Annotated in this window: 22 protein-coding genes; 14 read left to right on the plus strand and 8 right to left on the minus strand. The window is 66.9% G+C overall.

Translation table 11 applies throughout. From position 1 onward, the window contains the following. Window positions 1-164 precede the first annotated feature (164 nt). The 3 genes from FSV73_RS06475 to FSV73_RS06485 are packed head-to-tail and all read left to right on the plus strand — an operon-like array spanning window position 165 to window position 3075. The gene (locus FSV73_RS06475; RefSeq protein WP_145005563.1) at window positions 165-1118 is read left to right on the plus strand and encodes a tripartite tricarboxylate transporter substrate binding protein; all 954 of its coding nucleotides are present in this window, start codon (window positions 165-167) and stop codon (window positions 1116-1118) included. After that, the gene (locus FSV73_RS06480; RefSeq protein ID WP_145005566.1) at window positions 1106-1567 is read left to right on the plus strand and encodes a tripartite tricarboxylate transporter TctB family protein; all 462 of its coding nucleotides are present in this window, start codon (window positions 1106-1108) and stop codon (window positions 1565-1567) included. Before FSV73_RS06475 ends, FSV73_RS06480 begins: the two co-directional genes overlap by 13 nt. After that, window positions 1567-3075: a tripartite tricarboxylate transporter permease gene (locus tag FSV73_RS06485; protein WP_145005569.1), complete on the plus strand. Its 1509-nt coding sequence runs from the start codon at window positions 1567-1569 to the stop codon at window positions 3073-3075. Before FSV73_RS06480 ends, FSV73_RS06485 begins: the two co-directional genes overlap by 1 nt. A 63-nt stretch (window positions 3076-3138) precedes the next feature. On the opposite strand, the gene FSV73_RS06490 is transcribed toward FSV73_RS06485, so the two are convergent. Beyond that, a complete protein-coding gene (locus FSV73_RS06490) occupies window positions 3139-4005 on the minus strand; it encodes a LysR family transcriptional regulator (RefSeq protein ID WP_145005571.1) in 867 nt (288 codons plus the stop codon). Between the two features lie 86 nt (window positions 4006-4091). Here FSV73_RS06490 and FSV73_RS06495 point away from each other — a divergent pair, with 86 nt between their 5' ends. The 4 genes from FSV73_RS06495 to FSV73_RS06510 all read left to right on the plus strand — a co-directional run bounded on the left by FSV73_RS06495 (window position 4092) and on the right by FSV73_RS06510 (window position 8285). Beyond that, entirely contained in the window at window positions 4092-5327 is a 1236-nt protein-coding gene (locus FSV73_RS06495; protein ID WP_145005574.1) for an alpha-hydroxy acid oxidase, read from the plus strand. 60 nt (window positions 5328-5387) lie between these two features. Next, a complete protein-coding gene (locus tag FSV73_RS06500; RefSeq protein WP_145005577.1) occupies window positions 5388-6734 on the plus strand; it encodes a TRAP transporter large permease subunit in 1347 nt (448 codons plus the stop codon). Between the two features lie 18 nt (window positions 6735-6752). Next, on the plus strand, window positions 6753-7004 hold the full coding sequence (locus tag FSV73_RS06505) for a hypothetical protein (RefSeq protein ID WP_145005580.1): 252 nt from the start codon (window positions 6753-6755) through the stop codon (window positions 7002-7004). A 120-nt stretch (window positions 7005-7124) separates the two neighbouring features. Beyond that, a complete protein-coding gene (locus FSV73_RS06510; protein WP_145005582.1) occupies window positions 7125-8285 on the plus strand; it encodes a lactonase family protein in 1161 nt (386 codons plus the stop codon). Window positions 8286-8365: 80 nt separating this feature from the next. Here FSV73_RS06510 and FSV73_RS06515 read toward each other — a convergent pair whose 3' ends face one another. From FSV73_RS06515 to FSV73_RS06530, 4 genes are read right to left on the minus strand one after another with little or no spacing between them, the layout of a single operon-like run. Then, window positions 8366-9397: an amidohydrolase family protein gene (locus FSV73_RS06515; RefSeq protein ID WP_145005586.1), complete on the minus strand. Its 1032-nt coding sequence runs from the start codon at window positions 9395-9397 to the stop codon at window positions 8366-8368. 42 nt (window positions 9398-9439) lie between these two features. Then, the gene (locus FSV73_RS06520) at window positions 9440-10318 is read right to left on the minus strand and encodes an ABC transporter permease (RefSeq protein ID WP_145005589.1); all 879 of its coding nucleotides are present in this window, start codon (window positions 10316-10318) and stop codon (window positions 9440-9442) included. Further along, a complete protein-coding gene (locus tag FSV73_RS06525; protein WP_145005592.1) occupies window positions 10311-11129 on the minus strand; it encodes an ABC transporter ATP-binding protein in 819 nt (272 codons plus the stop codon). The genes FSV73_RS06520 and FSV73_RS06525 overlap by 8 nt, the downstream gene beginning before the upstream one ends. Window position 11130: 1 nt before the next feature. Continuing rightward, window positions 11131-12174 carry an ABC transporter substrate-binding protein gene (locus tag FSV73_RS06530; protein ID WP_145005595.1) on the minus strand — a complete coding sequence of 348 codons (1044 nt, stop codon included), beginning with the start codon at window positions 12172-12174 and terminating at the stop codon, window positions 11131-11133. Window positions 12175-12375: 201 nt separating this feature from the next. Between FSV73_RS06530 and FSV73_RS06535 the strand changes: the two genes are divergently transcribed. Then, window positions 12376-13296 carry an SMP-30/gluconolactonase/LRE family protein gene (locus tag FSV73_RS06535; RefSeq protein WP_145005598.1) on the plus strand — a complete coding sequence of 307 codons (921 nt, stop codon included), beginning with the start codon at window positions 12376-12378 and terminating at the stop codon, window positions 13294-13296. A 53-nt stretch (window positions 13297-13349) separates the two neighbouring features. Then, window positions 13350-14693 carry an MFS transporter gene (locus tag FSV73_RS06540; protein WP_145005601.1) on the plus strand — a complete coding sequence of 448 codons (1344 nt, stop codon included), beginning with the start codon at window positions 13350-13352 and terminating at the stop codon, window positions 14691-14693. Between the two features lie 340 nt (window positions 14694-15033). On the opposite strand, the gene FSV73_RS06545 is transcribed toward FSV73_RS06540, so the two are convergent. Next, the gene (locus tag FSV73_RS06545; RefSeq protein ID WP_145005603.1) at window positions 15034-15708 is read right to left on the minus strand and encodes an RraA family protein; all 675 of its coding nucleotides are present in this window, start codon (window positions 15706-15708) and stop codon (window positions 15034-15036) included. Window positions 15709-15924: 216 nt separating this feature from the next. Between FSV73_RS06545 and FSV73_RS06550 the strand changes: the two genes are divergently transcribed. The 3 genes from FSV73_RS06550 to FSV73_RS06560 all read left to right on the plus strand — a co-directional run bounded on the left by FSV73_RS06550 (window position 15925) and on the right by FSV73_RS06560 (window position 19297). Beyond that, entirely contained in the window at window positions 15925-16902 is a 978-nt protein-coding gene (locus FSV73_RS06550; protein ID WP_145005606.1) for a hydroxyacid dehydrogenase, read from the plus strand. Window positions 16903-16981: 79 nt separating this feature from the next. Continuing rightward, window positions 16982-18313 carry an MFS transporter gene (locus tag FSV73_RS06555; protein ID WP_145005609.1) on the plus strand — a complete coding sequence of 444 codons (1332 nt, stop codon included), beginning with the start codon at window positions 16982-16984 and terminating at the stop codon, window positions 18311-18313. A gap of 51 nt (window positions 18314-18364) precedes the next feature. Beyond that, a complete protein-coding gene (locus FSV73_RS06560) occupies window positions 18365-19297 on the plus strand; it encodes an amidohydrolase family protein (protein ID WP_145005612.1) in 933 nt (310 codons plus the stop codon). Window positions 19298-19710: 413 nt separating this feature from the next. Here FSV73_RS06560 and FSV73_RS06565 read toward each other — a convergent pair whose 3' ends face one another. Beyond that, entirely contained in the window at window positions 19711-20175 is a 465-nt protein-coding gene (locus tag FSV73_RS06565) for a MarR family winged helix-turn-helix transcriptional regulator (RefSeq protein ID WP_145005615.1), read from the minus strand. 54 nt (window positions 20176-20229) lie between these two features. After that, complete coding sequence (locus FSV73_RS06570) at window positions 20230-21951, minus strand: sigma-54-dependent Fis family transcriptional regulator (protein ID WP_145005618.1); 1722 nt, start codon at window positions 21949-21951, stop codon at window positions 20230-20232. 225 nt (window positions 21952-22176) lie between these two features. Here FSV73_RS06570 and FSV73_RS06575 point away from each other — a divergent pair, with 225 nt between their 5' ends. Continuing rightward, on the plus strand, window positions 22177-23649 hold the full coding sequence (locus FSV73_RS06575) for a benzaldehyde dehydrogenase (RefSeq protein ID WP_145005621.1): 1473 nt from the start codon (window positions 22177-22179) through the stop codon (window positions 23647-23649). 38 nt (window positions 23650-23687) lie between these two features. After that, the gene (locus tag FSV73_RS06580; RefSeq protein WP_145005624.1) at window positions 23688-24455 is read left to right on the plus strand and encodes a coniferyl-alcohol dehydrogenase; all 768 of its coding nucleotides are present in this window, start codon (window positions 23688-23690) and stop codon (window positions 24453-24455) included. Window positions 24456-24499 lie beyond the last annotated feature (44 nt).

Genomic DNA, 24499 nt, shown 5'->3' on the forward strand with positions numbered 1-24499 from the left:
AAATGCCATTCCATTATGGTGCTCGGGTGGTGAGCGGCCGCGCGGCTTCCTCCCGGCTGGAAGGCCATCCCGGGTACACCCCAGGGCGGGCGGCGCCGGAGATGCCCTGGCGGCACTCGGCGCCTCGCCACACCCATTCCAACAAGAACAACAGAGAGCTTCCTATGACCAAGACCGCGAGTGGTGTGCTTGCTTCCTTCCTGGCGCTGTCCCTCAGCTCCTTCAGCGCCCAGGCCGCCTGGCCGGAAGACCGGCCGATCGAGTTCCTGGTCGCCTATGCCCCGGGGGGCAGCACCGATGTCATGGCCCGCGCGATGCAGCCCTACCTGGAGAAACGCCTGGGGGCGAAGATCGTCATCGTCAACAGGCCCGGCGCGGCGGGCGAGATCGCCTACACCATGCTGAGCAAGGCCAAGCCCGATGGCTACACCTTCGCCTTCATCAATACCCCCGGTTTCCTGAGTACCCGCGTGCAGCGCAAGGTCGGCTACGATCCGGCGAAGATTCGCCCCGTGGCCCGCATCGTCGACGATCCCACCGTGCTGGCGGTACCCAAGGATTCGCCCTACAAGACCCTGGCGGACTTCACCACGGCGGCCAAGGCGGCGCCTGGCAGGTTCTCGATCGGCACCTCCGGCGTGGGGACCGACGACCACCTGATGATGGTGGAGCTGCAGCAGCTGACCGACATCAAGCTCACCCACGTGCCCTTCAGTGGCGCGTCCGAGTCGCGCACTGCGCTGATGGGCGGCCATATCAGCGCGGCCGGGCAGAACATCAGCGAGATGAATGCCGACGACGACTTCCGCGTGCTGGCGCAGTTCGCTGCCGAACGCATGCCGCAGCAGCCCAACCTGCCCACCGCCAAGGAGCAGGGCGTGGACCTGATCATGACCTCCGAGCGAGGCATCGCCGCGCCGTCCGGGGTGCCCGAGGCCGTCGAGCAACGGATGGCGAAGGCGGTGAAGGAGGTGATCGAGGATCCGGCCTTCGTCAAGCAGGCCCAGGACCTCTCGCTGCCCCTGGCCTACCTGTCCGGTGAGGATTGGGCCGCCCAGATGCCCGCGCAGCTCGAGGGTTACCAGAAGCTGTGGAGCGTCTCGCCATGGGTGCAGTGAAGCGCGAAGCACGCAGCAGCCGCCCCGACTTTCTTGCCAGCGCTATCTTCGTCGGCCTGGGAGCACTGGTGCTCTGGTCGTCGAAGGACCTGCCGTTCGGCAGTGCGGCCATGATGGGGCCGGGCTATCTGCCGGTACTGGTCGGTTCGCTGGTGATCATCCTCGGCATCGTCATCGGCCTGCTGGGCCTTTGGCAGCAGGCGGAGTCCATCGGCGTCGTGCAGCTCCGGCCTTTATTGATCCTGTTGGCTTCCGTGGGCGGCTTCGCCCTGGCGGCCGAGTACGCCGGCTTCATCGTCGCGGCGGCCGGGCTGGTGATCTTCGGCAGCATGGCCGACCGTGAGTGGCGGCTGCGCGAGGTACTGATCTCCAGTGTGGTGCTGACGGTGTTCGGCGTGCTGGTCTTCATCTATGGACTGGATGTCCAAATGCGTGTGGGGCCTTTCTGATGGAGATCTTCGACGCGCTCTACCTGGGCTTCTCCGAAGCCATGAGTCCGACCAACCTGGCCTTCTGCCTGATCGGCGCCCTGCTGGGGACCCTGATCGGTGTACTACCCGGCATAGGCCCCACGGCGACGGTGGCGATCCTGCTGCCGATCACCTATTTCCTGCCGCCCCTGGCGGCCCTGATCATGCTGGCCGGCATCTTCTACGGGGCCCAGTACGGTGGCTCGACCACGGCGATCCTGGTCAATCTGCCGGGCGAGGCCTCGGCGGTGGTCACCGCACTGGACGGCCATGCCATGGCCAAACGGGGGCGGGCGGGGGCAGCGCTCGCCACCGCCGCCCTGGCGTCCTTCTTCGCTGGGACCGTCGCCACCGTGGCCCTGGCGGTGGCCGGTCCTGTGCTGTCGCGTTTCGCCCTGTCCTTCGGGCCGGCGGAATACGTGGCGCTGACCGTGTTCGGTCTGCTGGCGGCGACCATTCTGGCCAGCGGCTCGGTGATCAAGGCGGTCGGCATGGTCTGCCTGGGGCTGCTGCTCGGCATGGTGGGCATGGACGTCAGCAGCGGCACCACGCGCCTGACCTTCGGCTCCACCGACCTCTACGACGGCATCGACTTCGTGGTGATCGCCGTGGGCCTGTTCGGCATCGCCGAGATCGCCGTCAACCTCGAATCCCGCGAAGCCCGCGGCAGCCTCGCCGGCAAGATCACCCGGCTGTGGCCCACCCGCGAGGACTTCCGCCGGGCCTGGCCGGCCACCCTGCGCGGTACTGCCCTGGGCACCTTCCTCGGTGTACTGCCGGGCGGCGGGGCGACCCTGAGCGCCTTCAGCGCCTATTCGCTGGAAAAGAAGGTGTCGAAGACGCCGGAGCAGTTCGGCACCGGGATGGTGGAGGGCGTCGCCGCGCCGGAGTCGGCCAACAACGCCGGGGCCCAGTCGTCCTTCATTCCGCTGCTGACCCTGGGCATTCCGTCCAACTCGATCATGGCCATGATGCTCGGCGCCATGATGATCCACGGCATCACCCCCGGGCCTTCGGTGATCACCAACCAGCCGGCGCTGTTCTGGGGCCTGATCGCCAGCATGTGGATCGGCAACCTGATGCTGCTGGTCATCAACCTGCCGCTCATTGGCGTCTGGGTGCGGCTGCTGCAGGTGCCCTATCGGCTGCTGTTCCCGGCGATCCTGCTGTTCTGCTGCGTCGGGGTGTACAGCGTCAACAACCGCGGCTTCGACGTCGCCCTGGTGATCCTCTTCGGCTTGCTGGGCTATCTGTTCCGCAAGGCCAGGTGCGAACCGGGCCCGCTGTTGCTGGGCTTCGTGCTCGGCCCGCTGCTGGAAACCAACCTGCGGCGCGCCCTGTTGATTTCCCAGGGTGATCCTAGCGTGCTCGTCCAGCGGCCGATCAGTGCCACCCTGTTCGCCGCCTCCGCCATCCTGCTGGTGATGATGGTGTTGCCGGCTTTTCGTCGGAAGCGGGAAGAGGCGTTCCAGGAGGAAGAGGCCTGAGCTAGGCAGCGCTCCCGGCCAGGCCTGCCCCGAGGTCGGCCGGGACGCGGCGCCCGCTTGCCACTAGCGGCAGGCGACGGCGAAGGCCTGTTCGATGGTGTCGAGCAGGGGGTTCTCGGAGTCCTGCTTGCGCCGCGCCATGGACAGCTGGCGCCTGGGGGCCGCCGCGCCGAGGGCGACCTCCCGTACCGCATGGGTGGCCAGGTGTTCCGGGCGCAGCCTGGGCAGTACCGAGACGCCCAGGCCCATGCCGACCATGGCGATGATGGCATCGGCGCTGGGCACGTCCAGCAGCGCTTCGCGCTGCGGTACCAGGCTATCGACGAAGCGCGCCGCCAGCCTGCCGACCACCAGCTTGCGATCCAGCCGTAGCCAGGGATAACGCCGCAGGTAGTGCTCGGGCGCCTGGTGCTCCAGCTGCGCCGGGACGACCAGCACCAGCGGCTCCTGGAGCAGATCCTGCCAGTGCAGGCGGGCCGAGCCGCCGCCGGGTGGCCGGACCAGGATGGCCGCATCCAGGCGATCCGCCTTCAGCGCCGCCATCAGCTCGGGCGTGTCGTTCCTCTCCAACTGCAGGGTGATGCCTGGCGCCCGCCGCTGGAGTTCAGCGACCGCCTTCGGCAGCAGGGTGGTCAGGATCGAGCCCGTCACCCCCAGGCGCACGCGACCGGTCAGGGGCAGGGCGCGCTGGTTGCGCAGGCCTTCGAGGTCCGCCAGGGTGCGCGCCACGGTATCGAGCAGCCTGAGCGCGAAGGGGGTGGGCTGCACCGCGCGCCCCGAGCGATCGAACAGCGCCTGGCCGAAGTAGGCCTCCAGCTGCTTGATCTGCAGGCTGACCGCGCTGGGGGTGAGATTCACCGCTTCCGCCGCCGCGGCGAAGGAGCCGCGCGCCAGCACCGCCCGCAGGGTGAGGAAGGCCTCGATTTTCATGAGAATTTCTCGTCTTTGGAGCGACAGAGAATAACTTTTCTTCGTGGGTACGGCGCCTATGATGGCCAAAACGACAGGGCCAGCGCATGACTCAGACCAGCCGACTGCAAGACTACCCCTTGGCTTCCCATACCCTGCCCAAGGGCAGCAGCGCCTATCGGATACCCCGGCGCCTGCGCGCCATCCTCTCGCTGGACGACTTCGAGGTGGCCGCGCGGCGCCATCTGCCCAAGCCGTTGTTCGCCTATGTCAGCGGCGGCGCCGAGCAGGAGAAGTCGCTGCGCGGCAATCGCACCGGCTTCGACCGCTATGCCTGGGTCCCGCGCGCCTTCACCGATACCTCCGCGCGCAGCCTGGAAACCACCCTGCTGGGGCAGCGCTACGGCGCGCCCTTCGGCATCGCGCCCATGGGCATCAGCGCCCTGACCGCTTTCGAGGGCGACCTCATCCAGGCCCGGGCGGCCAGGGAAGCCAATATCCCGGCGATCATGAGCGGTTCCTCCCTGCTGCCGATGGAGGAGGTGGTCAGGGAAAATCCGGACGCCTGGTTCCAGGCCTACGTACCCGGCGAGGATGCCAAGATCCTCGCCCTCGTCGAGCGTGTGCAGCGCGCCGGCTTCAAGACGCTGGTGGTCACCGCCGACGTACCGGTGTCGGCCAATCGGGAGAATCTGATTCGCGCGCGCTTTTCCACGCCGCTGAAGCCGGATCTGCACCTGGCCTGGGAAGGCCTCACCCACCCGCGCTGGCTGCTGGGTACCGCCTTGCGCACCCTGCTACGGCGGGGCATGCCGCACTTCGAGAACTCCGGCGTCGGCCGCGGCGCGCCCATCCTGTCGGCCAATGTGATGCGCGATTTCGGTGCCCGTGATCACCTGAGCTGGCGCCACCTGGAGCTGATCCGCCGCCACTGGCCGGGCACCCTGGTGGTCAAGGGCATCCTCGCGCCGGAAGACGCCGTACGCGCCCGGGAGTCTGGTGCGGATGGCGTCATCGTCTCCAACCATGGCGGGCGCCAGCTCGATGGCAGCCTCGCGCCCCTCGCCAGCCTGCCGCAGGTGGTCAAGGCGGTCGGGCCGGATTATCCGGTGATGATCGACAGCGGCTTTCGCCGTGGCCATGACGTCCTCATGGCGCTCGCGCTGGGCGCGACCTTCGTCTTCATCGGCCGGCCCATGAACTATGCCGGCGCCGTGGGCGGCCAACCGGGCATCAAGCATGCGATCGGCATCCTGGCCACCGAACTGTCGCGCAACATGGCGCTGCTGGGGATCCAGCGGCCCACCGACGTGCGTCGCGACAGCTTGAGGGTGCTTCGATAGTCGCCACAGGTTCGTTCGCGTTTCCACTCCTGACTTTCAAGAACAATCAGGGAGAACACCATGGGCATCGCAGTGACAGCACTGGCGAGCTATATCCTCATCATTGTCCTCTGGAGCACGGTGCTCAAGCGCGGCATCGCCGAAGCCATGGTAGTAGGCTTTGTCGCCCTGTGCGCCTTCGGTCAGGGACAGTTCTTTCAGATCGCCCGTGAAGGGCTGCAGGCCGCTTTTTCGGAGCAGGTGGTGTTTTCCGCGCTGGCCTTCACCTTCGTTGGTACGCTGCTAGCGAAGACCGGGATCATCGATCGCCAGGTGGCCATCCTGAATTCCCTGTTAGGCCGATTGCCGGGCGGCGCGGGTTACGTGTCCACGGTAGGAGCCTCCCTGTTCGGCGCCGTCGCCCACTCAGGTTCATCCAACGCGGCGACCGTCGGGACCGTGACCATCCCCTGGATGAAGAGGTCGCAATGGCCCAGCCATGTCGCCGCCACCCTGGTGGCCGGAAATGCCGGGATGGGTACCGTCATACCACCCAGTGCCTCTTTCTTCATCCTGGTCGGCCTGGGGACCGTGGCGCCCTATGTCTCGGTGGAGCGGCTGCTGCTGACGATGTACGGCGTGGCGGCCTGGTGCCTGGCCTGGCGCCTGGTGGTCGTCTATCTGTTCGTTCGCCGCTACCGGATCGGCAGGGGCGAAGCGCACGAGATCGAACCGCTGCGGCAATCCTTCGCCAGGGGCTGGTGGACCGTACTGATCTTCATGGGCATCGCCATTCCCATCCTCCTGACTTTGGGGCCCTTTAGCCTGTACCTGCAGCAGACCCTGGGAGCGCCGGCCATCAAGTCGGTCTCCATCATGGTGTGGATGCCGGTCATGCTAGGGGTTTTCACGCTCCTGCTGGGCTGGCGCAAGCTGCCGAAGGGGTGGGGCGCCTGGTATGAACTGATCGCTTCCACTGCCCCTCGCTATCGGGAGATTGGCGCGACCATCGTCTTCGCCTTCGCCGGGGGCGCCGCGCTCGCCGCCTTGGGACTCGCCGAGCAACTGTCAGAGCTGCTCACCGGACTCAACGCCTCGGCGCTCCTGGCCTGCGTCATCGTCGTCGTCCTGGTCATCCTCGTGGCCGGGCCGCTGAACTCGACGGCGACCGTCGCCACCATCGGTGGCATCGGTTTCACCGTGCTGGTGCATGCGGGGATCGATCCCTATCTCGCCGCGGGCCTGGTGCTCATCGCCTCCTCCACGGAAGGGGCTTCGCCACCCGGGGCCGCGGCCATCTACATCGCGGCGGGCATTGCCCAGGTCCCGCCCAGCAAGACCTTCATGCCACTCATCGTGCTGTATGTCCTGCCCTTCATCGCCGTGGGCGTTGGCGTGGGGATGGGCTGGCTGCCGGTTCCAACCTGATTCAAGGAGATAAGACTCATGCACGCGGATCCCGGCGATTCTTCGCTCAAGAGGTTCATGGTGGGCGTTTTCGTCCTGCTGCTCAGCGCCATGTTGCTGGTGGCAGGCGCCTTGGTCGCCCTGCAGGCAGTGGGTTTCCTGATGGGCAATGGCGCCTGGATCACCCGGACCGCTGCGGTGCTCAATCCCACGTTGTTCACCCTGTCCGGCGTCTTCGGCATCTGGACCCTGCTGGTCGCCTATGTGGCGGGCTGGAAAGCTGCGGACTGAGCGGCGGCCTGCGCTCGTCCCCACGCCGTTCTCCTGGGCGCCGCAGGGCGCCCATGACCCGTTAGCAACCACTCATTCTTTCTGGCGTTACTCCATGAATAACGAAAACAAGGCGCAAAGATGAACAGGTCAAAGCTCAAACCCTGGCTGCTCGCCGGAGCCCTGATGGCTGCGACGGTATCACCAGCAGTGCTCGGCAAGACCCTGGTGTATGTCTCCAACTCCATAGACGGAACCATCACCAGCTACACCCTGGATGAATCGAGCGGTGCGCTGGCGGAGCTGGGCAGCGTGATGGCCGGCAAGGTCGTCATGCCCATGGCGGTGGCGCCCAACCGGCGTTGTCTATACGCGGTCGTGCGCTCGGCACCGATGCGCGTATTCACCTATGGGATCGATGGACAATCGGGCGCTCTGACGCAATGGGCCGAAGCTCCACTTCCAGACAGCATGCCGTACGTGGCCACCGATCGGACCGGGCGCTTTCTGCTGACGGCGTCCTACTCCGGCAACAAGGTGGCCGTGAGTCCGATCGACGCCGACTGCAAGGTGACCCGGCCAGCGAGCCAGATCCTGCCGACGGGAAGGAATGCCCACGCTATCCAGACCGACCGCAGCAATCGCTTCGTCTTCGTTCCCAATCTGGGCGACGACCAGATCCTGCAATTCCGCTTCGATGCGGCGAGCGGACAGTTGACGCCGAACGATCCTCCGCTGATCAAAACCGCGGCAGGCGAGGGCCCGCGCCACTTCGTATTCTCGCCGGACAACCACTTCGTCTACGTGCTGCACGAATTGTCCGGGATGGTCACTCAGTATGAGCTCGACGCCAACAATGGCCGGCTGCAGCCCGTGATCTCGGTGGCCTCGGTGCCGGCGGATGCGGGACTGGTCCGTGGTGTCGTCCAGCCGCCCATCACCGCGGATAGGCTGGCCGCTCGCACGCAGGAGAAGCCCAGGAACGCGATTTCCGCAGCCGATATCAAGCTGACGCCCGATGGCCGCTATCTGTTCACCACCGAGCGCACGAGCAGCAAGCTCGCCCTGTTCCAGGTGGACGCACCCACTGGACGGCCCCGCTTCATCGAGAGTATCCCGACGGTCAACCAGCCACGCGGCATCGCTATCGATCCGCAAGGTCGCTTCCTGGTGGCATCCGGGGAGAAGTCCACAGAGGTAGCCGTCTACCGGATAGAGAGCAGCACGGGAAGGCTGACCGAGGTAAGTCGCGCTCCCGCTGGCAAGGGCGCCAACTGGGTGGAGATCGTGGAACTGCCCTGACCGCTTCCCAATGGGGCATGGAACCCGATCCTGCTACGCCAGATGCCTGCCGGCCTCGTGCCCGGCAGGCATCTGGCGGCTCAGGAAAGGCGGTAGGTGTCCATCGCCGTGCCACTGAACAGGGCTCCACGGTCGCTCTGACGCCAGCCCTGGGTCAGGCGCTTGAAGGCGTTCCAGAGCACCCCGTAGGAGAACATGCCCTTGTCCACGGGGAAGTTGCTTTCGAACAGGCAGCGTTCGGCGCCAAAGGCTTCCACGCAGGTCAGCACATAGGGTCGCCACAGTTCTGCCAACTCGGCCGAGGTGGGCGGCGTGGCCCTTTCATCGAAGGCGAAACCGCCGACCTTCATGCCCAGGCCGCCCAGCTTCAGGCGCAGGTTGCTGCAGCGGGACAGCGCCTGGATGGCCAGGGACCAGGTCTGGAACACCTCTTGGCGTTGGTGGGCATAGGGGCCGGCACCGAGAGGACCGCCGAGATGATCGAGCACCATGGGCTGGTCGGGGAATTTCCGGGCGAGGGCAAGCACCTCGTCGAGCTGGGTGTGGTACGCCCAGATATCCAGCACGAGATCATGCCGGGCGAGACAGGCCACGCCTTGGTGGAAGGCGTCGGCCCTAAGGATTCCCGCCGGCGGTGGTCGTGGATTGGACACCAGGCGTGGATCGGCATGCCAGGCGGTGGCGTTGCGGATGCCGCGCAGGCGCCCGCCGCTGCGTGCCTGCATCTCTTCCAGGACCGGCAGGATGCGCTCACCCTGGCAAAGATCGGCGCCGGCGACGATGGCGGCGCACAGCCGGCTCTCGCCATAGAGGCCACTGGCGCTCTGGGCCGCGATGCCGGCGGCGAATTCCACTTCGCCCACGGCATCGAAGGGCGCGGCCCTGTCCGCGCTGTACATCGACCGGCACTGCACATAGACCGAGGCCAGGATGCGATGACCACCGCTGGTATCCGCCAGGTACTCGGGCAGCAGGTAGCGCTGGCCCGGACGATCCCAGAGGTGGTGGTGGGCGTCGACGATGGGCAGCTCGGGTTCCAGGATCGGTTCCTGGACCTGGGCCAGCCAGGCCTCGCGGACCGGGGCATGGGGGGACGCCGTCGCCTCAGCCATGACGACGGCTCCGGGAGCTTCCCCTGGGCGCTGAGCGGCGGCTCAATTCTGCATGCCCCAGCGACGGACCGTGAGCACCTCGATGCTGCGGAACACCAGGCCTTCCACCACCAGGCCGATGATGATGACCATCAGCAGGCCGGCGAAGACGTTGGAGGTCTCCAGGGCGTTGCGGTGCTGGAAGACGTACCAGCCCAGGCCGCCCGAGTTGCCGGAGACGCCGAACACCAGCTCGGCGGCGATCAGGGTACGCCAGGCGAAGGCCCAGCCGATCTTCAGGCCGGCGAGGATCGAAGGCACCGCGGCCGGGATCAGCACCTTGGCCACCAGGCGGATGCCGCGCAGGCCGTAGTTGCGCCCGGCCATGCGCTGGGTCTGGCTGACCGAGAGGAAGCCCGAGTAGGTGTTGAGCGCCACCGCCCAGAGCACCGAGTGGACGATGACCAGCATCAGGCTCTGCACGCCGAGGCCGAACCAGAGCATGGCCAGCGGCAGGATGGCGATGGCCGGCAGCGGGTTGAACATGGCGGTGAGGGTGGCGAGGATGTCGGTGCCCACCCGGGTGGACACCGCCAGGGTGGTGAGCAGCATGGCCAGGGCGATGGCCAGGCCATAGCTCACCATCAGTACCTTGAGCGAGCTGAGCACCGCCAGCGGCAGGGCGCCATTGATCAGGTCGGTCCACAGCGCCACGACGGTGTCGCTGAAGGTCGGGAACATCAGGGGGTTGTCCAGGTAGCGGGCATAGACTTCCCAGATGACGGCCAGGGCGATCAGCACCAGGGTGCGGCGTACCCCTGCCTGGGCGAACAGCCGCTCGGCCAGGCCCAGGCGCCGGGCGATATCGCCGACCTGGCCGGGGGCGACCGGGGTGTACTCGTAGTCGGGGCGCGGCTGCAGAACGACGGCGGGCTTATTCATGGGCGGTCTCGCTGTGGCCGAACAGCATCTGGCTGATGCGGTGGTGGAAGGCGGTGAAGCCGGCCGCGCCCTGCTGGCGGAAGCCGTACTGGCTGGCATCGAGTTCGGCGCGGACCTGGCCGGGATGGGGGCTGAGCACCAGGATGCGCGAGCCGAGCAGGATGGCCTCCTCGATGGAGTGGGTGACGAACATCAGGGTGAAGGGCGACTGCTCCCAGAGCCCGAGCAACTCCTCCTGCATGCGCCGCCGGGTGAGGGCGTCGAGGGCGGCGAAGGGTTCGTCCATCAGCAGGATGGCCGGCTCCATGGCCAGGGCGCGGGCGATGGCCACGCGCTGCTTCATGCCGCCGGAGAGCTGGTGCGGGTAGGCGTCGACGAACTTCTCCAGGCCCACCTTGACCGCGGCGGCCCGGGCGCGGTCGCGCAATTCGGCCGCGGGGAAGCGCCGGGTTTCCTGGAGCGGAAAGAGAATGTTGCCCAGCACGGTCTTCCAGGGCATCAACTGGTCGAATTCCTGGAACACCATCATCCGATCCGGGCCGGGCTCGCGTACGTCCTGGCCATTGAGGCGGATATGGCCCGCCGCCGGTTCGAGAAAGCCGGCGACGCTCTTGAGCAGGCTGGATTTGCCGCAGCCCGAGGGGCCGAGCAGGATGAACCTGTCGTGCTCGCGAACCGCGAAGGAGACCTGGTGGGTCGCGGTGATCAGCTGCTCGCGGGTCTTGTATTGCAGGGTCACGTTGTCGACCTGCAGCAGGCAGGCAGCGGTGTCCGGTACGGCGGTGGGTGCGGAAGTCGGTACGGCATTCATCTCAGTTGCCCTCGCCGGTGGCCACGGGATCGAAGAAGACCTGCTGCCAGCGCTGCGGTGCTTCCTTGAGCGCACCGCTGCGGACCATGAAATTGGCCAGGGCCATGACGCCGATGGGCTGCACCGACCATTCGCCACTGACGCCGCGCAGCATTTCTTCCACCTGGTCGAGGCTCAGGCTGGAGGGCTCGGACTGCAGGAAGAGTTCGGCGGCCTTGCGCGGCTCGGCCTTGATGAAGTCCTGGGCCTGGCCGATGGCGGCGACCACCGCGGCGCTGAGCCCCGGGTTGCGCTTGACGAACTTGCCGGTGGTGGTCAGCACCCCGCTGGTCATGCGCATGTCGAGCTCCTTGGCGAAGTCGAACAGCTTGGTGACCTTGGCGTCCCGGGCCAGCAGGTAGCTGTAGGGGTTGGGGCCGATGTAGCCGGTGATCCCGGCCTTGTTGAGCAGGCTGGCGGTGGCATCGGGATGGGGCAGGGCCACCATCAGGTTGTCCAGCCGGTGGGCCTGGCCTGGACCGAAGGTGCGCTCCGCGGCCATCTGCAGTAGCAGGGCCTGCTGGCCGGTGGGGGAACTCACGGCGATCTTCTGGTCGGGTTTGAAGTCCTTGAGCGACTTGATCGAGGGGTCGTTGACGAACAGGGCGTTGTCACCGGCGACCAGGGCGCAGAGGGCGCGGATGTCGAGGGACTTCTGGGTCTTCTGCCAGGCCACCAGGGTGCCCGGCAGGGCGTAGCCGCCGATGTCGATATTGCCGCTGATCAAGGCGTCGTTGATGGCGGGCGAGCCGCTGATGCGCTTGATCTCGAACTGGGTGTCGGGCTGGCCGGCAGCCTTGGCCTGCTCACGGAAGAAGCCCAGCTTGTCGGCCAGGGTCACCGGCAGATAGGCATAGCCGTATTGGATGGCCAGGGTGACCTGGGTCTGTTCGGTCTGGGCCTGGGCGGGCAGGGCGGTCGCCAGACCGAGGCTGGCAGCCAAGCCCAGGGCGCGGGCGAATTGGCGCAGGGCGGGACGGGACGAGCGGCCGGACGGCTGCAACATGGCGTTCTCCTTGTTATTTTTGAAATGCCATTTCTTTTAGGAGTATTCAGAAAAGACAGGGCTGTCAAGCCACGCTTTCGATCGGCGAAACTTTCGCTTGCAATTGGCAGCGGCTGTTTTATTTTTGGAACGTCATTTCGTTAAAAATAATATTTCGGAGCCCTTCTTGCCGGGGGACTTCGCCTTCTCAGGTGCCTGTTCATGAGTTTTTTCGCTGCGCCGCCGACGATCCACACTACTGTCTTCACCCGCCTGCCTGACCGCTATCGCCAGCCGAAGCGCACGGCCTGGGCGGATGCCAATCGCCAGGGCAGGGCGATCGATTCCTTTCTGGAAGGCCCTTCCTTTGATCGCCAGGGCAATCTCTACGTCACCGACATTCCCAACGGACGCATCTTCCGCATCGATCCCCAGGGTGAGTGGGAGCTGGTCTGCGAATACGATGGCTGGCCCAATGGGCTGAAGATCCATCGTGATGGCCGGATCTTCATCGCCGACTACAAGCGCGGCATCCTGCTGCTCGATCCGCGGCGTGGCGAGGTGGAAACGCTGCTGGGCAGCGCCGGCTCGGAAGGCTTCAAGGGGGTAAACGACCTGGTGTTCTCACCGGCCGGTGACCTCTACTTCACCGACCAGGGCCAGACCGGTCTGCAGGATGCCAGCGGCCGGATCTATCGCCTGGGCGCCGACGGCCAGCTCAACTGTCTGTTGAACACGGTGCCCAGCCCCAACGGCATCGTCTTCGATCCGCGACTCAACCACCTGCTGATCGCGGTGACCCGGGCGCAGCAGATCTGGCGCATTCCGCTGGGCAACGGCTCGCTGATCGGCAAGGTCGGGGTCTTCGCCCAGCTGCATGGCGGGCTCGGTGGCCCGGATGGCCTGGCGCTGGACGAGGAGAGCAACCTCTATATCGCCCACACCGGCTTCGGCTCGGTCTGGCAGCTGTCGTCGGTGGCCGAGCCCCTGGCGCGGTTGCGTTCCTGCGCCGGTATCAGCAACACCAACCTGGCCTTCGGCGGTCCTGACGGCCGCAGCCTCTTCATCACCGAATCCGAGACCGGCAGCATCCTGCGGGTGGAGACCAGCGTACGGGGCTTACCCCTGTTCTCTCATCTATAAACGGCGCTTCGGCGCCCCTGTCAGCTCCACAATAATTACAACAGAGGTTATCCATGAGTCAGACCCCGCTGGGCGCCCAGGCGCCCTTGACCGACGCCGAAGGCGAACAGGTATTGCATCGCGCCCTGTGGCGCATCCTGCCATTCATCTTCGCCTGCTATGTGATCAGCTACCTGGATCGCACCAACGTCGGCTTCGCCGCCATCAGCATGAACAAGGACCTGGGCCTGACGGCGACCATGTTCGGCTGGGCGGCAGGGCTGTTCTTCTTTGGTTACTTCATCTTCGAGATTCCCAGCAACCTGCTCATGCAGCGCTTCGGCGCGCGGATCTGGATCGCCCGGATCATGATCACCTGGGGTCTGATCTCCATGGCCACGGCCTTCGCCACCGGTCCGGTCAGCTTCAGCATCCTGCGCTTCCTGCTGGGGGTGGCCGAGGCCGGCTTCACCCCGGGGGTCTATCTCTACTTCACCTACTGGTTCCCCGGGAAATGGCGGGCCAAGGCCACCGCCGCCTTCTTGCTGGGCATCCCGACCGCCAACATCATCGGTTCGCCGCTGTCGGGTTTCCTGCTGGACGTCCATGACTTCATGGGCCTGAAGAACTGGCAATTCCTGCTGGTGGTGGAAGCCCTGCCGGCGGTGCTGCTGGGTATCGTCTGCCTCTTCGTGCTGGTGGATTCGCCGGCCAAGGCCCGCTGGCTGTCGAGCCGCGAGCGCACCTGGCTGACCGAGCGACTGGCCCGCGAGCAACGGGAGATAGGCGCGGCCCACGGCTCCACGCTGCGTGATGCCCTGACCAATCCCAAGGTGTTCGTGCTGGCCGCCATCAACTTCTGCGGCATCGTCGGCTCCGTGGGTATCGGTATCTGGATGCCGCAGATCATCAAGAGCCTGGGTATGCAGAACAGCACCGTGGGCTTGGTGGCCACCATTCCCTATGTGGTCGGCGCCATCGCCATGACGCTTTGGGCGCGCCAGGCTAACAAGAGCAGTCACCGTTTACCCTATGTGGCGGGCGCCCTGGGATTGGCCGCCTGTGGTCTGGTGGGCGCCGCCCTCTCGGCCGACCCGCTGCTGCGCATGAGCTGCCTGAGCGTGACGGTGGCCAGCATCCTGTCCTTCCAGGCGACCTTCTGGGCGATTCCGTCCAGCTTCCTGACCGGTCGGGCCGCGGCCGGTGGCCTGGCGCTGATCGTCTCCATCGGCAACCTCGGCGGCTTCGTCGGGCCCTTCGCCATTGGCCTCGTCAAGGATGCGACCCAGAGCTACTCCGGCCCCTTCTACGTGGTGGCCTCGGTGATGGTGCTGGGTGTCGTGCTGATGCTCTGGCTGGGCGATCCGAGTCGGCGGGTATCGCTCAAGACTGGCGGCGAGGTACCGCTGCGCACCTGAGTCTGCTCGCGTAAAGCAGAAGGCGGCCAAGGGCCGCCTTCTGCTTTTGCGGGCCCCTCAGGGTGCTGGAGGGGACTTGGCCGGCGCCAGGCGCGACGGGAGGCGGACGTCACGGCAGCCGCCACGCAGAAGGGGGCGCCTTCGGTCGCTGAAGACGGCTGGCACGCGTCCCTGAACGCCCCGGCCAGGCGATCCAGGCAGTCGCTGATAGCCAAGGGCAGGGGGCTCGGAGTCGGGGCGCAGCGCCCGCACCTCCGGGCATTACCGGATCCTGAATGCAAAACGCCCGCTGCAGGCAGCGGGCGTTGCGGGGTCCAATGCGGATTGGACGGGAAGACGACTAGGGCAGGGCGCAGCCCTTCTTCTTCAGCGCGTCCAGCACCCAGCTACGATCGTTGGTGCCTTCGGCGATCTGCCGCATCTGCTTCTCTTCGGCCGCGTGCTTGGCGCTGGCGCGGTCGTAGACTTCGGCGACCTGGTCATAGGGCACGCAGAGCAGGCCGTCGTCGTCACCGATGATCAGGTCGCCCGGCTCGATGACCATGCCGTCGATGGCGATGGGGACATTGATCTCGCCCGGGCCATCCTTGTAGGGGCCGCGGTGGGAGATGCCGGCAGCGAACATCGGGAAGTCGCCTGCGCCAATGTTGGCGGCATCGCGGATGGCGCCGTTGATGACGATGCCAGCCACGCCGCGCTTGACCGCATAGGCGACCATCATCTCGCCGATCAGGGCATTGGTAAGGTCGCCGCCAGCGTCGACCACGACGACGTCGCCCGGCTCGGCGATGTCCAGGGCGTAGTGCAGCATCAGGTTGTCGCCTGGGCGCGCCTTCACGGTCAGCGCCGCGCCAGCCAGTACGCCCTGGCGGTGCATGGGGCGCAGGCGCGAGCCGCCGGCGGTCATGCGGTTCATGGAGTCGCTGACGTTGGCGACCGGAACCTCACGGTAACGCGCGACCCATTCGGCTGCGACCTTGCGTTGGGCATTGAGAACTCTGAATCCGATGGTCATGGGCATTTCTCTTGTGGGCTTTGTTGGATGCCGCTGAAGCGGGTGATGAATTTTCAGAATGGCATTTCTTTTTTAAACATTCAATGCCCGGATTGCCGGTGGGAAATTCCTCGTTACGTCTAGTATTGCAACGCTGTTCCATTATGCTAAGGTCAAAGCCTGCCTTCTTGGCTGTCCGCTCGCCGGACCTCGTCATAACAACAAGGGATTACCCACATGACCCGCACCCTGCTTCTCACCGGCCCCGAACTCGCACCCGACGCCATGGCCCTGGCCGCCGCCCATGGCATCCGCGTCGTGCCGACCCAGCCCTATATGCCCGCAGACGAACTGGTCGCGCTGATCCGCCAGGAGCAGCCCGACGCCATCATCGTCCGCCAGGGCAAGCTGACCCGCGAGATGATCGAGGCGTCGGCCAAGCTCCAAATCATCGCCAAGCACGGCGTCGGCTACGACACCATCGACCTGCAGGCCGCCGCCGACCGGGGGATTCCGGTCACCATCGCCCTGGGCGCCAACGCCCAGTCGGTGGCCGAGCACGCCTTCGCCCTGATGTTCAGCGTGGCCCGCCAGACGCCCTGGTTGAATGCGCGGATGCACGCCGGGCACTGGGACAAGGCCCAGTCCAATGGCACCGAGCTATTCGGCAAGACCCTCGGCCTGGTGGGCCTGGGTTCCATCGGCAGCGTGCTGATGGACCTGGTCGCACCACTGCGGATGCAGGTGCGGGTCTATGACCCTTATCTCCAGAACCTGCCGGTGCGTGACCACGTGCAGCGCGAGGAGAGCTTCGATAATCTGCTGGCCGAGTGCGACGTCATCAGCCTGCATTGCCCGCTGACGGAGGCCAACCGCCACCTGTTCGGCGCCGCCCAGTTCGCCCGGATGCGTCCCGGCAGCCTGCTGATCAACACCGCCCGTGGCGAGCTGATCGATGCCCAGGCGCTGGTGGCGGCGCTGCGCGACGGCCAGATCGCCGGTGCCGGTCTGGATACCTTCCACCCCGAGCCGCCGCCGGCCGATAGCCCCCTCTGGGGCCTGACCAACCTGGTGGCGACCCCGCACGTGGGCGCCAACACCACCGAGGCCCGTGACCGGGTCGGGCTGGTGGCGGTGCAGCAGGTGCTCGATCATTGGAACGGCAAGGCGGTGGAAACCCGTGCCGTGGTCAATCGGCACCTGATCGCCGCCTGATCGCGCTCCAAGGCGGGCGGCGCTGATTTCAGCGCCGCCCGCTGCGTTTATCTCCACAACAATAAGACGGAGAGCCTGAATGACCTCTTCCACGCCCGAGATCAGCGAACTGGAACGCAGCACCATGCGCCGCGTTGCCTGGCGCATCCTGCCGTTCCTGATCGTCTGCTACCTCATCGCCATCATCGACCGCGGCAACATCGGCATGGCCTCGCTGCAGATGAACCAGGATCTCGGCCTCACGCCGGCGATCTTCGGCTTCGCCAGCAGCCTGTTCTTCTTTTCCTATTTCCTGGTGGAGGTGCCGAGCAACCTGGCGCTGCAACGTTTTGGCGCGCGCATCTGGATCGCCCGGATCATGATCACCTGGGGCCTGATCTCGGCCGGCACCGCCTTCGTCCAGGGGGCCAACTCGCTGTACGTGATGCGCTTCCTGCTGGGCGCCGCGGAAGCCGGCTTCTTCCCCGGCGTGCTGCTGTACCTCACTTATTGGCTGCCCTCCAACTATAGAGCGCGCATGGTCGCGATCTTCATGGTGGCGATCCCGGGCGCCAACTTCCTCGGTTCACCGCTTTCGGGCCTGCTGCTGAGCCTGGACGGCTGGATGGGGATGCGTGGCTGGCATTGGCTGTTCATCCTGGAGGGCATCCCGGCGGTGCTGCTGGGCATCGCCTGCCTGTTCGTCCTCACCGACCGCCCGGAGCAGGCCAAGTGGCTGAGCGACGAGCAGCGCAGCTGGCTGACCCTCAAGCTGACCGAGGAGCGCGGGCGCAAGACCAGCATCGGCCATATTTCCCTGTGGCAACTGCTCAAGCACAAGGACATCTGGCTCATGGCGCTGATCTATTCGGGCGCCTCGGCGGCCGGTACGACCATGAGCGTCTGGGCGCCGCAATTGCTCAAAGGCTTCGGCCTGTCCAACCTGGAAGTCGGCCTGACCAATGCCATTCCCTATGGCCTGGCGTCCGTGGCGATGGTCCTCTGGGGCCGCAGCTCGGACCGGACTGGCGAGCGTCGCTGGCACACCTCGCTCACCATGCTGTTGATCGCCGTGGGCCTGTTGGCTGGCATGTTCACCTCGTCCCTGGCCTCCACGGTGATCCTGCTGAGCCTGGTGCTGATCGGGGCCTACTCGATGAAGGGGCCGTTCTGGGCACTGGCCTCCGGCTGGCTGTCGTCGTCCACCGCCGCCGCCGGCCTGGCCGCCATCGGCGCCCTGGCCAACCTCATCGGCGGCGGGGTGATGGTCAACGTCTATGGCGCCATCCACGGCGCGACCCACAGCCACGCCCTGGCGGTACTGCCGCTGGCCACCCTCTGCGCCATCAGTGGCCTGCTGGTGCTGGTCATGGGCCGCAAGGCCGCGCGGGCCAAGGCCGACGCCCAGACCGCAGCGACCAACGCCGGTTGATACCGATCGCTGCCGGCCCGTCCGGGCCGGCAGCCTTTCAAGGAATTCATCATGACCTTCAATCGTCGGCGCTTCCTGAAAGCGAGCGCCCAGGCAAGTGCCGCCCTGTGCCTGTTCGATGCCCTCGGCGTCCAGGCCGCCACCCCGTTCTCCAGTATCCAGATGGCACCGAAACTCAAGGCTCCAGCCGGCAGCGTCGACTGCCATATGCATCTCTACGATGACCGCTACCCGGCCGCCCCGGGGGCCAAGCTGCTCCCGCCCAATGCCTCCCTGGACGACTATCACCAGCTGCAGGCCCTGCTCGGGCTGCACCGAATGGTCATCGTCACGCCGTCCACCTACGGTACCGACAATCGCTGCATGCTCGACGGCCTGGCGCGCAGCCAGGGCCAGGCCCGTGGTGTAGCCGTCCTCGACCGGAGCATCACCGATGCCGAGTTGCAGGAGCTGCACAAGACCGGGGTGCGCGGGATCCGCTTCAACCTCAGCTTCGGCGGCGCCGACCTGGCCGACCTCGAACCCCTGGCCGCACGGGTCAATGAGCTGGGCTGGAATGTCCAGGTGGTCGCCACGGGTAATCAGCTGACGGAGCTGGAGAGCCGGCTGCAACGGCTGCCGGCGCGGTTGGTGATCGACCACATGGGCCATGTGCCTCAGCCGGAGGGGGTGAATTCAGCGACCTTCGCCGTCGTGGCCCGCCTGCTGGACGCCGAGCGTACTTGGGTGAAGCTGTCGGGCCCCTATATCAAATCGCGCAGCGGTGCGCCGGACTATGCGGACGTCGGCGCCGTGGCCAAGGAACTGGTGCGTCGCCACCCGGAACGGCTGCTGTGGGGCAGCGACTGGCCGCATCCCACGGTTGCGGTCGGCAACAAGCCGGACGACGGCCACATCTTCGACCTGCTGGCCGACTGGGCGCCCGATGAAAAAGTGCGCACCGCCATCCTGAGGGACAACCCGGTCAGTCTGTACGGGTTCTGAGGGTCGTAGCTCCGCGGCCGCCGCCGACCCTCACCCCAGCCCTCTCCCAGAAGGAGAGGGGACGTTTAGGCGGGACATTGAGTGGTAGCTGGCTGCGTAGGTTGGCGCTAAGCACAGCGAAGCCCAACGAGGGATGCTTCAGTGGCCGCCGGTTTCCCTCACCCCAACCCTCTCCCAGGGGGAGAGGGGGCGTTCAGGCAGGGCTGTGGGCTATGGTCACACTGTAGGTTGGCGCTGAGCGCAGCGAAGCCCAACGAGGGATGTTTCAGTGACTGCCGGTTTCCCTCACCCCAGCCCTCTCCCAGAGGGAGAGGGAGCGTTCAGGCAGGGCGTTGGATTGTGGTCACACCGTAGGTTGGCGCTGAGCGCAGCGAAGCCCAACGAAGCTGCAGCTCCCGTCTGACCAAACCGCGCTACCCCAACTCCCCGTTGAGCTTGCGCAGCAGACGCAGCAACTCGGCGCGTTCGGCCTCGTCCAGCAGGGCGGTGGCGGCGCGGTCGCTGGCGGCGGCGCGGGCCTTGAGTTCGCCGACCTGGGCGCGACCCTGAGCGGTGAGGTGCAGGGTGTAGGCGCGGCGATCCTGGGTATCCCGCACGCGTTCGGCCAGGCCCTGGCGTTCCAGCTTGTTCAGCAGCAGCACCAGTTGCGGTGGCTCGATGGCCAGGCGGCGCGCCAGGTCAGCCTGCATCAGGCCCGGCTCCTGTTCGAGGATCACCAGGGCGGTGAACTGGGCGGGGCGCAGGTCGTAGTCGGCCAGGCTGTCCACCAGGTGCTGGAACATCTTCATCTGGGCGCGGCGCAGGGCATAGCCTACGGCGGTGTCGAGCCAGGGGGTGGCGGCAGTGTCCAGGGGCGCGGCGTCGTTGGGCGAACTCATCGGCGGGAAGGGCTTCCGTCGGATAGGGCGGGAGGAGGGCGGTGAGCGCTCATTCTAGTCCAGATCCCGCTGCGCGCGCTGGTGGCGATAGGCGAACTGGGCGCGACTCAGGCCCAGTAACCGCGCGGCGGCGGCAACGTTACCCCGGCTGAGGGCTAGGGCTTCGTCGAGCAGCTCGGCTTCGAAGGCGCCCAGGTGCAGAGGGCGCTCGGCCGCCACGCCCAGGCGCTCCAGCCAGCCGGTCGCCTCCGGCGCGGGTTCGAGCAGGTCGGGCGGCAGCGGCTCGCCGCGGAACAGGTGGGAGAGGTCGATGAGTTCCCCCGGGTCGCTGGCGATCACCCCGCGCTCAACCAGATTCTGCAATTCCCGCACGTTGCCGGGAAAGTCGTAGCGCAGCAGCGCCTTGAGGGCGCGCATGGTCAGGCCTACCGGCGGGCGTTCGTAGGCCGCGCAGAAGCGGCGCAGGAAGAGGTCCACCAGCAGGGGCACGTCGTCACGGCGGTCGCGCAGCGGCGGGATGCCGATGGGATAGACGTTGAGGCGATAGAAGAGGTCTTCGCGGAAATCGCCGCGGCGCACGGCGTCACGCAGGTCCAGGTTGGTGGCGGCGATCACCCGCACGTCCACCCTGAGAGTGCGGCTGCCGCCGACCCGCTCGATCTCGCGCTCCTGCAGGGCGCGCAGCAGCTTGCCCTGGCCGGGCAGGCTCAGGCAGGCGATCTCGTCGAGGAACAGGGTACCGCCCTGGGCGCGTTCGAAGCGCCCGGCGCGGGACTGGTTGGCGCCGGTGAAGGCACCGCGCTCCACGCCGAACAATTCGGCCTCGATGAGATTTTCCGGAATGGCGGCGCAGTTCAGTGCGACGAAGGGACCATCGGCGCGCTTGCTCAGGCGGTGCAGGTGACTGGCGAACAATTCCTTGCCCACCCCGGATTCACCGGTGAGCAGCACCGTGGCCGGGGTCGGGGCGACCCTTTGCAGCGCCTGGAAGGCGCTGTTGAAGGCGGCCGAGGCGCCCACCAGCGGGCGCTGGCCGTCGACGGCATGGGGCAGGGGCGCGGGCAGGCGTTCCGCGGCGCCGGACTCGGCGGTGCCGTCGCTGGCGGTATTGAGGTAGCGCAGGTCTTCCGCCACATCGGGCCAGCGTTCGGCGTTGCGACCCTCGACCCGGCAGACGCCATGACCCATGGCGCGGCATTCCACCTCGCGGAAGATCACCAGCCGCCCGAACAGGCTGCTGACGTAGCCGATGGCATAGCCGATCTCCATCCAGCAGGCGGGATCGCTACCCTGGCCATGGGCGATCTGGTGCTCGTCGCATTCGGCCGAATGGTGCCAGAGGAATTCGCCGCCATAGCGCCCCTGGTCGACATCGAATTCGAAATGCAGCGGCTCGACCCGTACCAGGCCTTCCAGGCCGTGCAGGCGGGTGCCGGCGGCGAAGATGGCGGCGGCATCGGCCTGCGGCCAGCGCTTGCGTACCAGCTCGGCATCGCGCACCCCGGAGAGGTAGCCGACCCGCGTCAACAGGCCGCGGGCGCGTTCCTGGCCCAGGGCGCCGATCAGTTCGCGACGCAGGGCGCCAAAGGAGGAGGCATGCATCAGCAACATGCGCTGGTCGTTGAGCCAGATACGGCCGTCGCCGGGGGAGAAGAACAGGCACTCGGCCAGTTCCGCCTGGGTCGGGCTGGCACTGCCATCCCAGGCTCTGCTGTCGCCACTGTGCAAGCCAGGCGCGACCCGCTGCAGGTCATTGAGGGACAGGCGTTCGGCCATGGCAGGAGCTCCGGGAGAACTGCGCAAATGCGCAATTGGGAGGATGGTTATACCTCATAACTTTATCTGTTGAGCAAGGCTTTCGCCCGGCAGCCTTGCGGCCCTCTCCAGGCCGGTTCGCTAAGTCCATGACCAGGCTGGTCTTTCTCCCTCTCCACAGGATCGGGCACAGGCCTTGCTCCGCTCCAGTCGCCCTTGCGGCCCTACAACAACAAGGAGAAGGCTATGAGCGAACACCCGACGCCGTTCCTGGACGCTGCGCCCTGGCGCGAGCGACTCTTCGATGGCGACTGGATCGCCGCCGAGGGCGGCATCCTGGATATCACCGAACCCGCCACCGGACGGCTGCTGCATCGCACCGGGCTGGCCAACGCCGCCGACGTCGACCGGGCCTGCAACAAGGCGGCCCAGGCACAGCTGGCCTGGGCCGGCTGGACGGCGCGGCGGCGGGCGGCGCTGTTTCTCGCGGCCGCCGACCAGCTCGAACGGCATCGCGCCGAGCTGGCCCCTCTGATCGCCCGCGAGACCGGCGGCATCCTGCCCAAGGCCGAGCTGGAACTGCGCGAGGCCGGGGTCATCCTGCAGCAGGTCGCCGGCCAGCTGTTGCAGCCCCACGGCGTGGTGCTGCCCAGCGAGACGGGCGCCCTGTCCTATGCCCGCCGCCTGCCCCATGGCGTGGTGGGGGTGATCTCGCCCTTCAACTTTCCGCTGATCCTCTCGCTGCGTGCCGTGGCACCGGCCCTGGCCTGTGGCAACGCCGTGGTGCTCAAGCCGGATCACCAGACGCCGGTGAGCGGCGGGGTGCTCATCGCCCGGCTGTTCGAGGCGGTCGGCCTGCCCCGCGGGGTCTTGCAGCTGGTGCCGGGGCAAGCCGAGGCGGGCGCGGCGCTCTGCGCCCATCCCTGGGTACGGATGATCGCCTTCACCGGCTCGACCCAGACCGGGCGCCAGGTGGCCGAAACCGCGGGTCGGCATTTGAAGAAGGTGGCCCTGGAACTGGGCGGCAAGAATCCGCTGATCGTGCTCGACGACGCCGATCTCGACCGCGCCGTCGGCTGCGCCGCCTGGGGCAGCTTCCTGCACCAGGGCCAGATCTGCATGGCCACCGGCCTGATCCTGGTACAGCAGGAGATCGCCGCGGCCTTCATCGAGCGCCTGGCGATCCGCGCCGCGGGCCTGCGGCTGGGCGATCCGCTCAGCCCCACCACCCAGCTCGGCCCGCTGATCAATGCCCGGCAGTTGCAGCGGGTCACGGCCATCGTCGCGGACAGCCTGGCCGCCGGGGCGCGGCTGGAGCAGGGCGGCAGCCACGAGGGCCTGTTCTATGCCCCGACCGTGCTGAGCGGCGTGCGCCCCGGCATGCGCGCCTTCGACGAAGAGATCTTCGGGCCGGTGGCCAGCGTGGTGACCTTCGCCGACGAGGCCGAGGCCATCGCGCTGGCCAATCGCACGCCCTATGGCCTGGCCGCGGGCGTGCTGTCCGGCTCCCTGGCCCGCGCCCGGGCCCTGGGCGAGCGGCTGAACTGCGGAATGCTGCACCTCAACGACCAGACGGTGAACGACGAGGTGGTCAACCCCTTCGGCGGCCGCGGCCAGTCCGGCAACGGCGGCAGCGTCGGCGGCCTGTGCAACTGGGACGACTACAGCCAGTGGCAGTGGGTGACGGAGCACCAGGAGCCGCCGCGCTATCCCTTCTAGCCCGCTTCACCCCCCAATAACAACAAGAGGAAAATCCCATGACCCTGAATGGCAAGACCCTGGTGATCACCGGCGTGGCCTCCGGCATCGGCGCCGAACTGGCGCGCCTGGCGCGCTTCCAGGGCGCCACCGTGATCGGTGTCGACCGCAACCAACCCCAGCTCAGCCTGGATGAATTCCACCAGGCCGACCTGGGCGACCCGGACAGCATCGCCACCCTGGTGAGTCGGCTACCGGAACGCCTGGCTGGCCTCTGCAACATCGCCGGGGTACCGGGCACGGCACCGGCGGAGGTGGTGGCGCGGGTCAACTACCTCGGCCTGCGCCTGCTCAGCCAGCACCTGGTCGGACGGCTGGGGCAGGGCGGCGCCATCGTCAATGTCGCTTCCATCCTCGGCGCCGAATGGCCGCAGCGCCTGGAACAGCACCGCGAGCTGGCGCGGATCGCCGATTTCGCCGAGGCCCAGGCCTGGCTGGAGCGTCATCCGGTCACCCAGGCCAGCTGCTACCAGTACTTCAAGGAGGCGCTCATCGTCTGGAGCTTCGTGCAGTCCCAGACCTGGCTCCGTGAATTCGGCGTGCGCCTCAACTGCGTGGCGCCCGGGCCGGTGTTCACCCCCATCCTCGGCGACTTCGTCAGCATGCTCGGCGAGGAGCGGGTCGCCCGCGACAGCCAGCGCATGCTGCGCCCGGCCTTGGCCGACGAGGTGGCCGCGGTGATCGCCTTCCTCTGCAGCGATGCCTCGCGCTGGATCAACGGCGCCAACCTGCCGGTGGATGGTGGGCTGGCCGCCAGTTACGTCTGACCCTGTTCGCCGCGCCTGCCCGGCGCGGCGATCACGTTTTCCCA

The sequence above is a fragment of the Pseudomonas oryzihabitans genome (assembly GCF_007665395.1).
In the GTDB taxonomy this organism is placed as follows: Bacteria; Pseudomonadota; Gammaproteobacteria; order Pseudomonadales; family Pseudomonadaceae; genus Chryseomonas; species Chryseomonas psychrotolerans_C.

Coding starts and splice junctions, on each gene's coding strand:
- FSV73_RS06505 (WP_145005580.1), top strand. CDS start 6,753: ATGCACGCGGATCCCGGCGATTCTTCGCTCAAGAGGTTCATGGTGGGC.
- FSV73_RS06560 (WP_145005612.1), top strand. CDS start 18,365: ATGACCTTCAATCGTCGGCGCTTCCTGAAAGCGAGCGCCCAGGCAAGT.
- FSV73_RS06540 (WP_145005601.1), top strand. CDS start 13,350: ATGAGTCAGACCCCGCTGGGCGCCCAGGCGCCCTTGACCGACGCCGAA.
- FSV73_RS06545 (WP_145005603.1), bottom strand. CDS start 15,708: ATGACCATCGGATTCAGAGTTCTCAATGCCCAACGCAAGGTCGCAGCC.
- FSV73_RS06555 (WP_145005609.1), top strand. CDS start 16,982: ATGACCTCTTCCACGCCCGAGATCAGCGAACTGGAACGCAGCACCATG.
- FSV73_RS06515 (WP_145005586.1), bottom strand. CDS start 9,397: ATGGCTGAGGCGACGGCGTCCCCCCATGCCCCGGTCCGCGAGGCCTGG.
- FSV73_RS06530 (WP_145005595.1), bottom strand. CDS start 12,174: ATGTTGCAGCCGTCCGGCCGCTCGTCCCGTCCCGCCCTGCGCCAATTC.
- FSV73_RS06490 (WP_145005571.1), bottom strand. CDS start 4,005: ATGAAAATCGAGGCCTTCCTCACCCTGCGGGCGGTGCTGGCGCGCGGC.
- FSV73_RS06500 (WP_145005577.1), top strand. CDS start 5,388: ATGGGCATCGCAGTGACAGCACTGGCGAGCTATATCCTCATCATTGTC.
- FSV73_RS06475 (WP_145005563.1), top strand. CDS start 165: ATGACCAAGACCGCGAGTGGTGTGCTTGCTTCCTTCCTGGCGCTGTCC.
- FSV73_RS06535 (WP_145005598.1), top strand. CDS start 12,376: ATGAGTTTTTTCGCTGCGCCGCCGACGATCCACACTACTGTCTTCACC.
- FSV73_RS06510 (WP_145005582.1), top strand. CDS start 7,125: ATGAACAGGTCAAAGCTCAAACCCTGGCTGCTCGCCGGAGCCCTGATG.
- FSV73_RS06525 (WP_145005592.1), bottom strand. CDS start 11,129: ATGAATGCCGTACCGACTTCCGCACCCACCGCCGTACCGGACACCGCT.
- FSV73_RS06580 (WP_145005624.1), top strand. CDS start 23,688: ATGACCCTGAATGGCAAGACCCTGGTGATCACCGGCGTGGCCTCCGGC.
- FSV73_RS06575 (WP_145005621.1), top strand. CDS start 22,177: ATGAGCGAACACCCGACGCCGTTCCTGGACGCTGCGCCCTGGCGCGAG.
- FSV73_RS06485 (WP_145005569.1), top strand. CDS start 1,567: ATGGAGATCTTCGACGCGCTCTACCTGGGCTTCTCCGAAGCCATGAGT.
- FSV73_RS06565 (WP_145005615.1), bottom strand. CDS start 20,175: ATGAGTTCGCCCAACGACGCCGCGCCCCTGGACACTGCCGCCACCCCC.
- FSV73_RS06570 (WP_145005618.1), bottom strand. CDS start 21,951: ATGGCCGAACGCCTGTCCCTCAATGACCTGCAGCGGGTCGCGCCTGGC.
- FSV73_RS06480 (WP_145005566.1), top strand. CDS start 1,106: ATGGGTGCAGTGAAGCGCGAAGCACGCAGCAGCCGCCCCGACTTTCTT.
- FSV73_RS06495 (WP_145005574.1), top strand. CDS start 4,092: ATGACTCAGACCAGCCGACTGCAAGACTACCCCTTGGCTTCCCATACC.
- FSV73_RS06550 (WP_145005606.1), top strand. CDS start 15,925: ATGACCCGCACCCTGCTTCTCACCGGCCCCGAACTCGCACCCGACGCC.
- FSV73_RS06520 (WP_145005589.1), bottom strand. CDS start 10,318: ATGAATAAGCCCGCCGTCGTTCTGCAGCCGCGCCCCGACTACGAGTAC.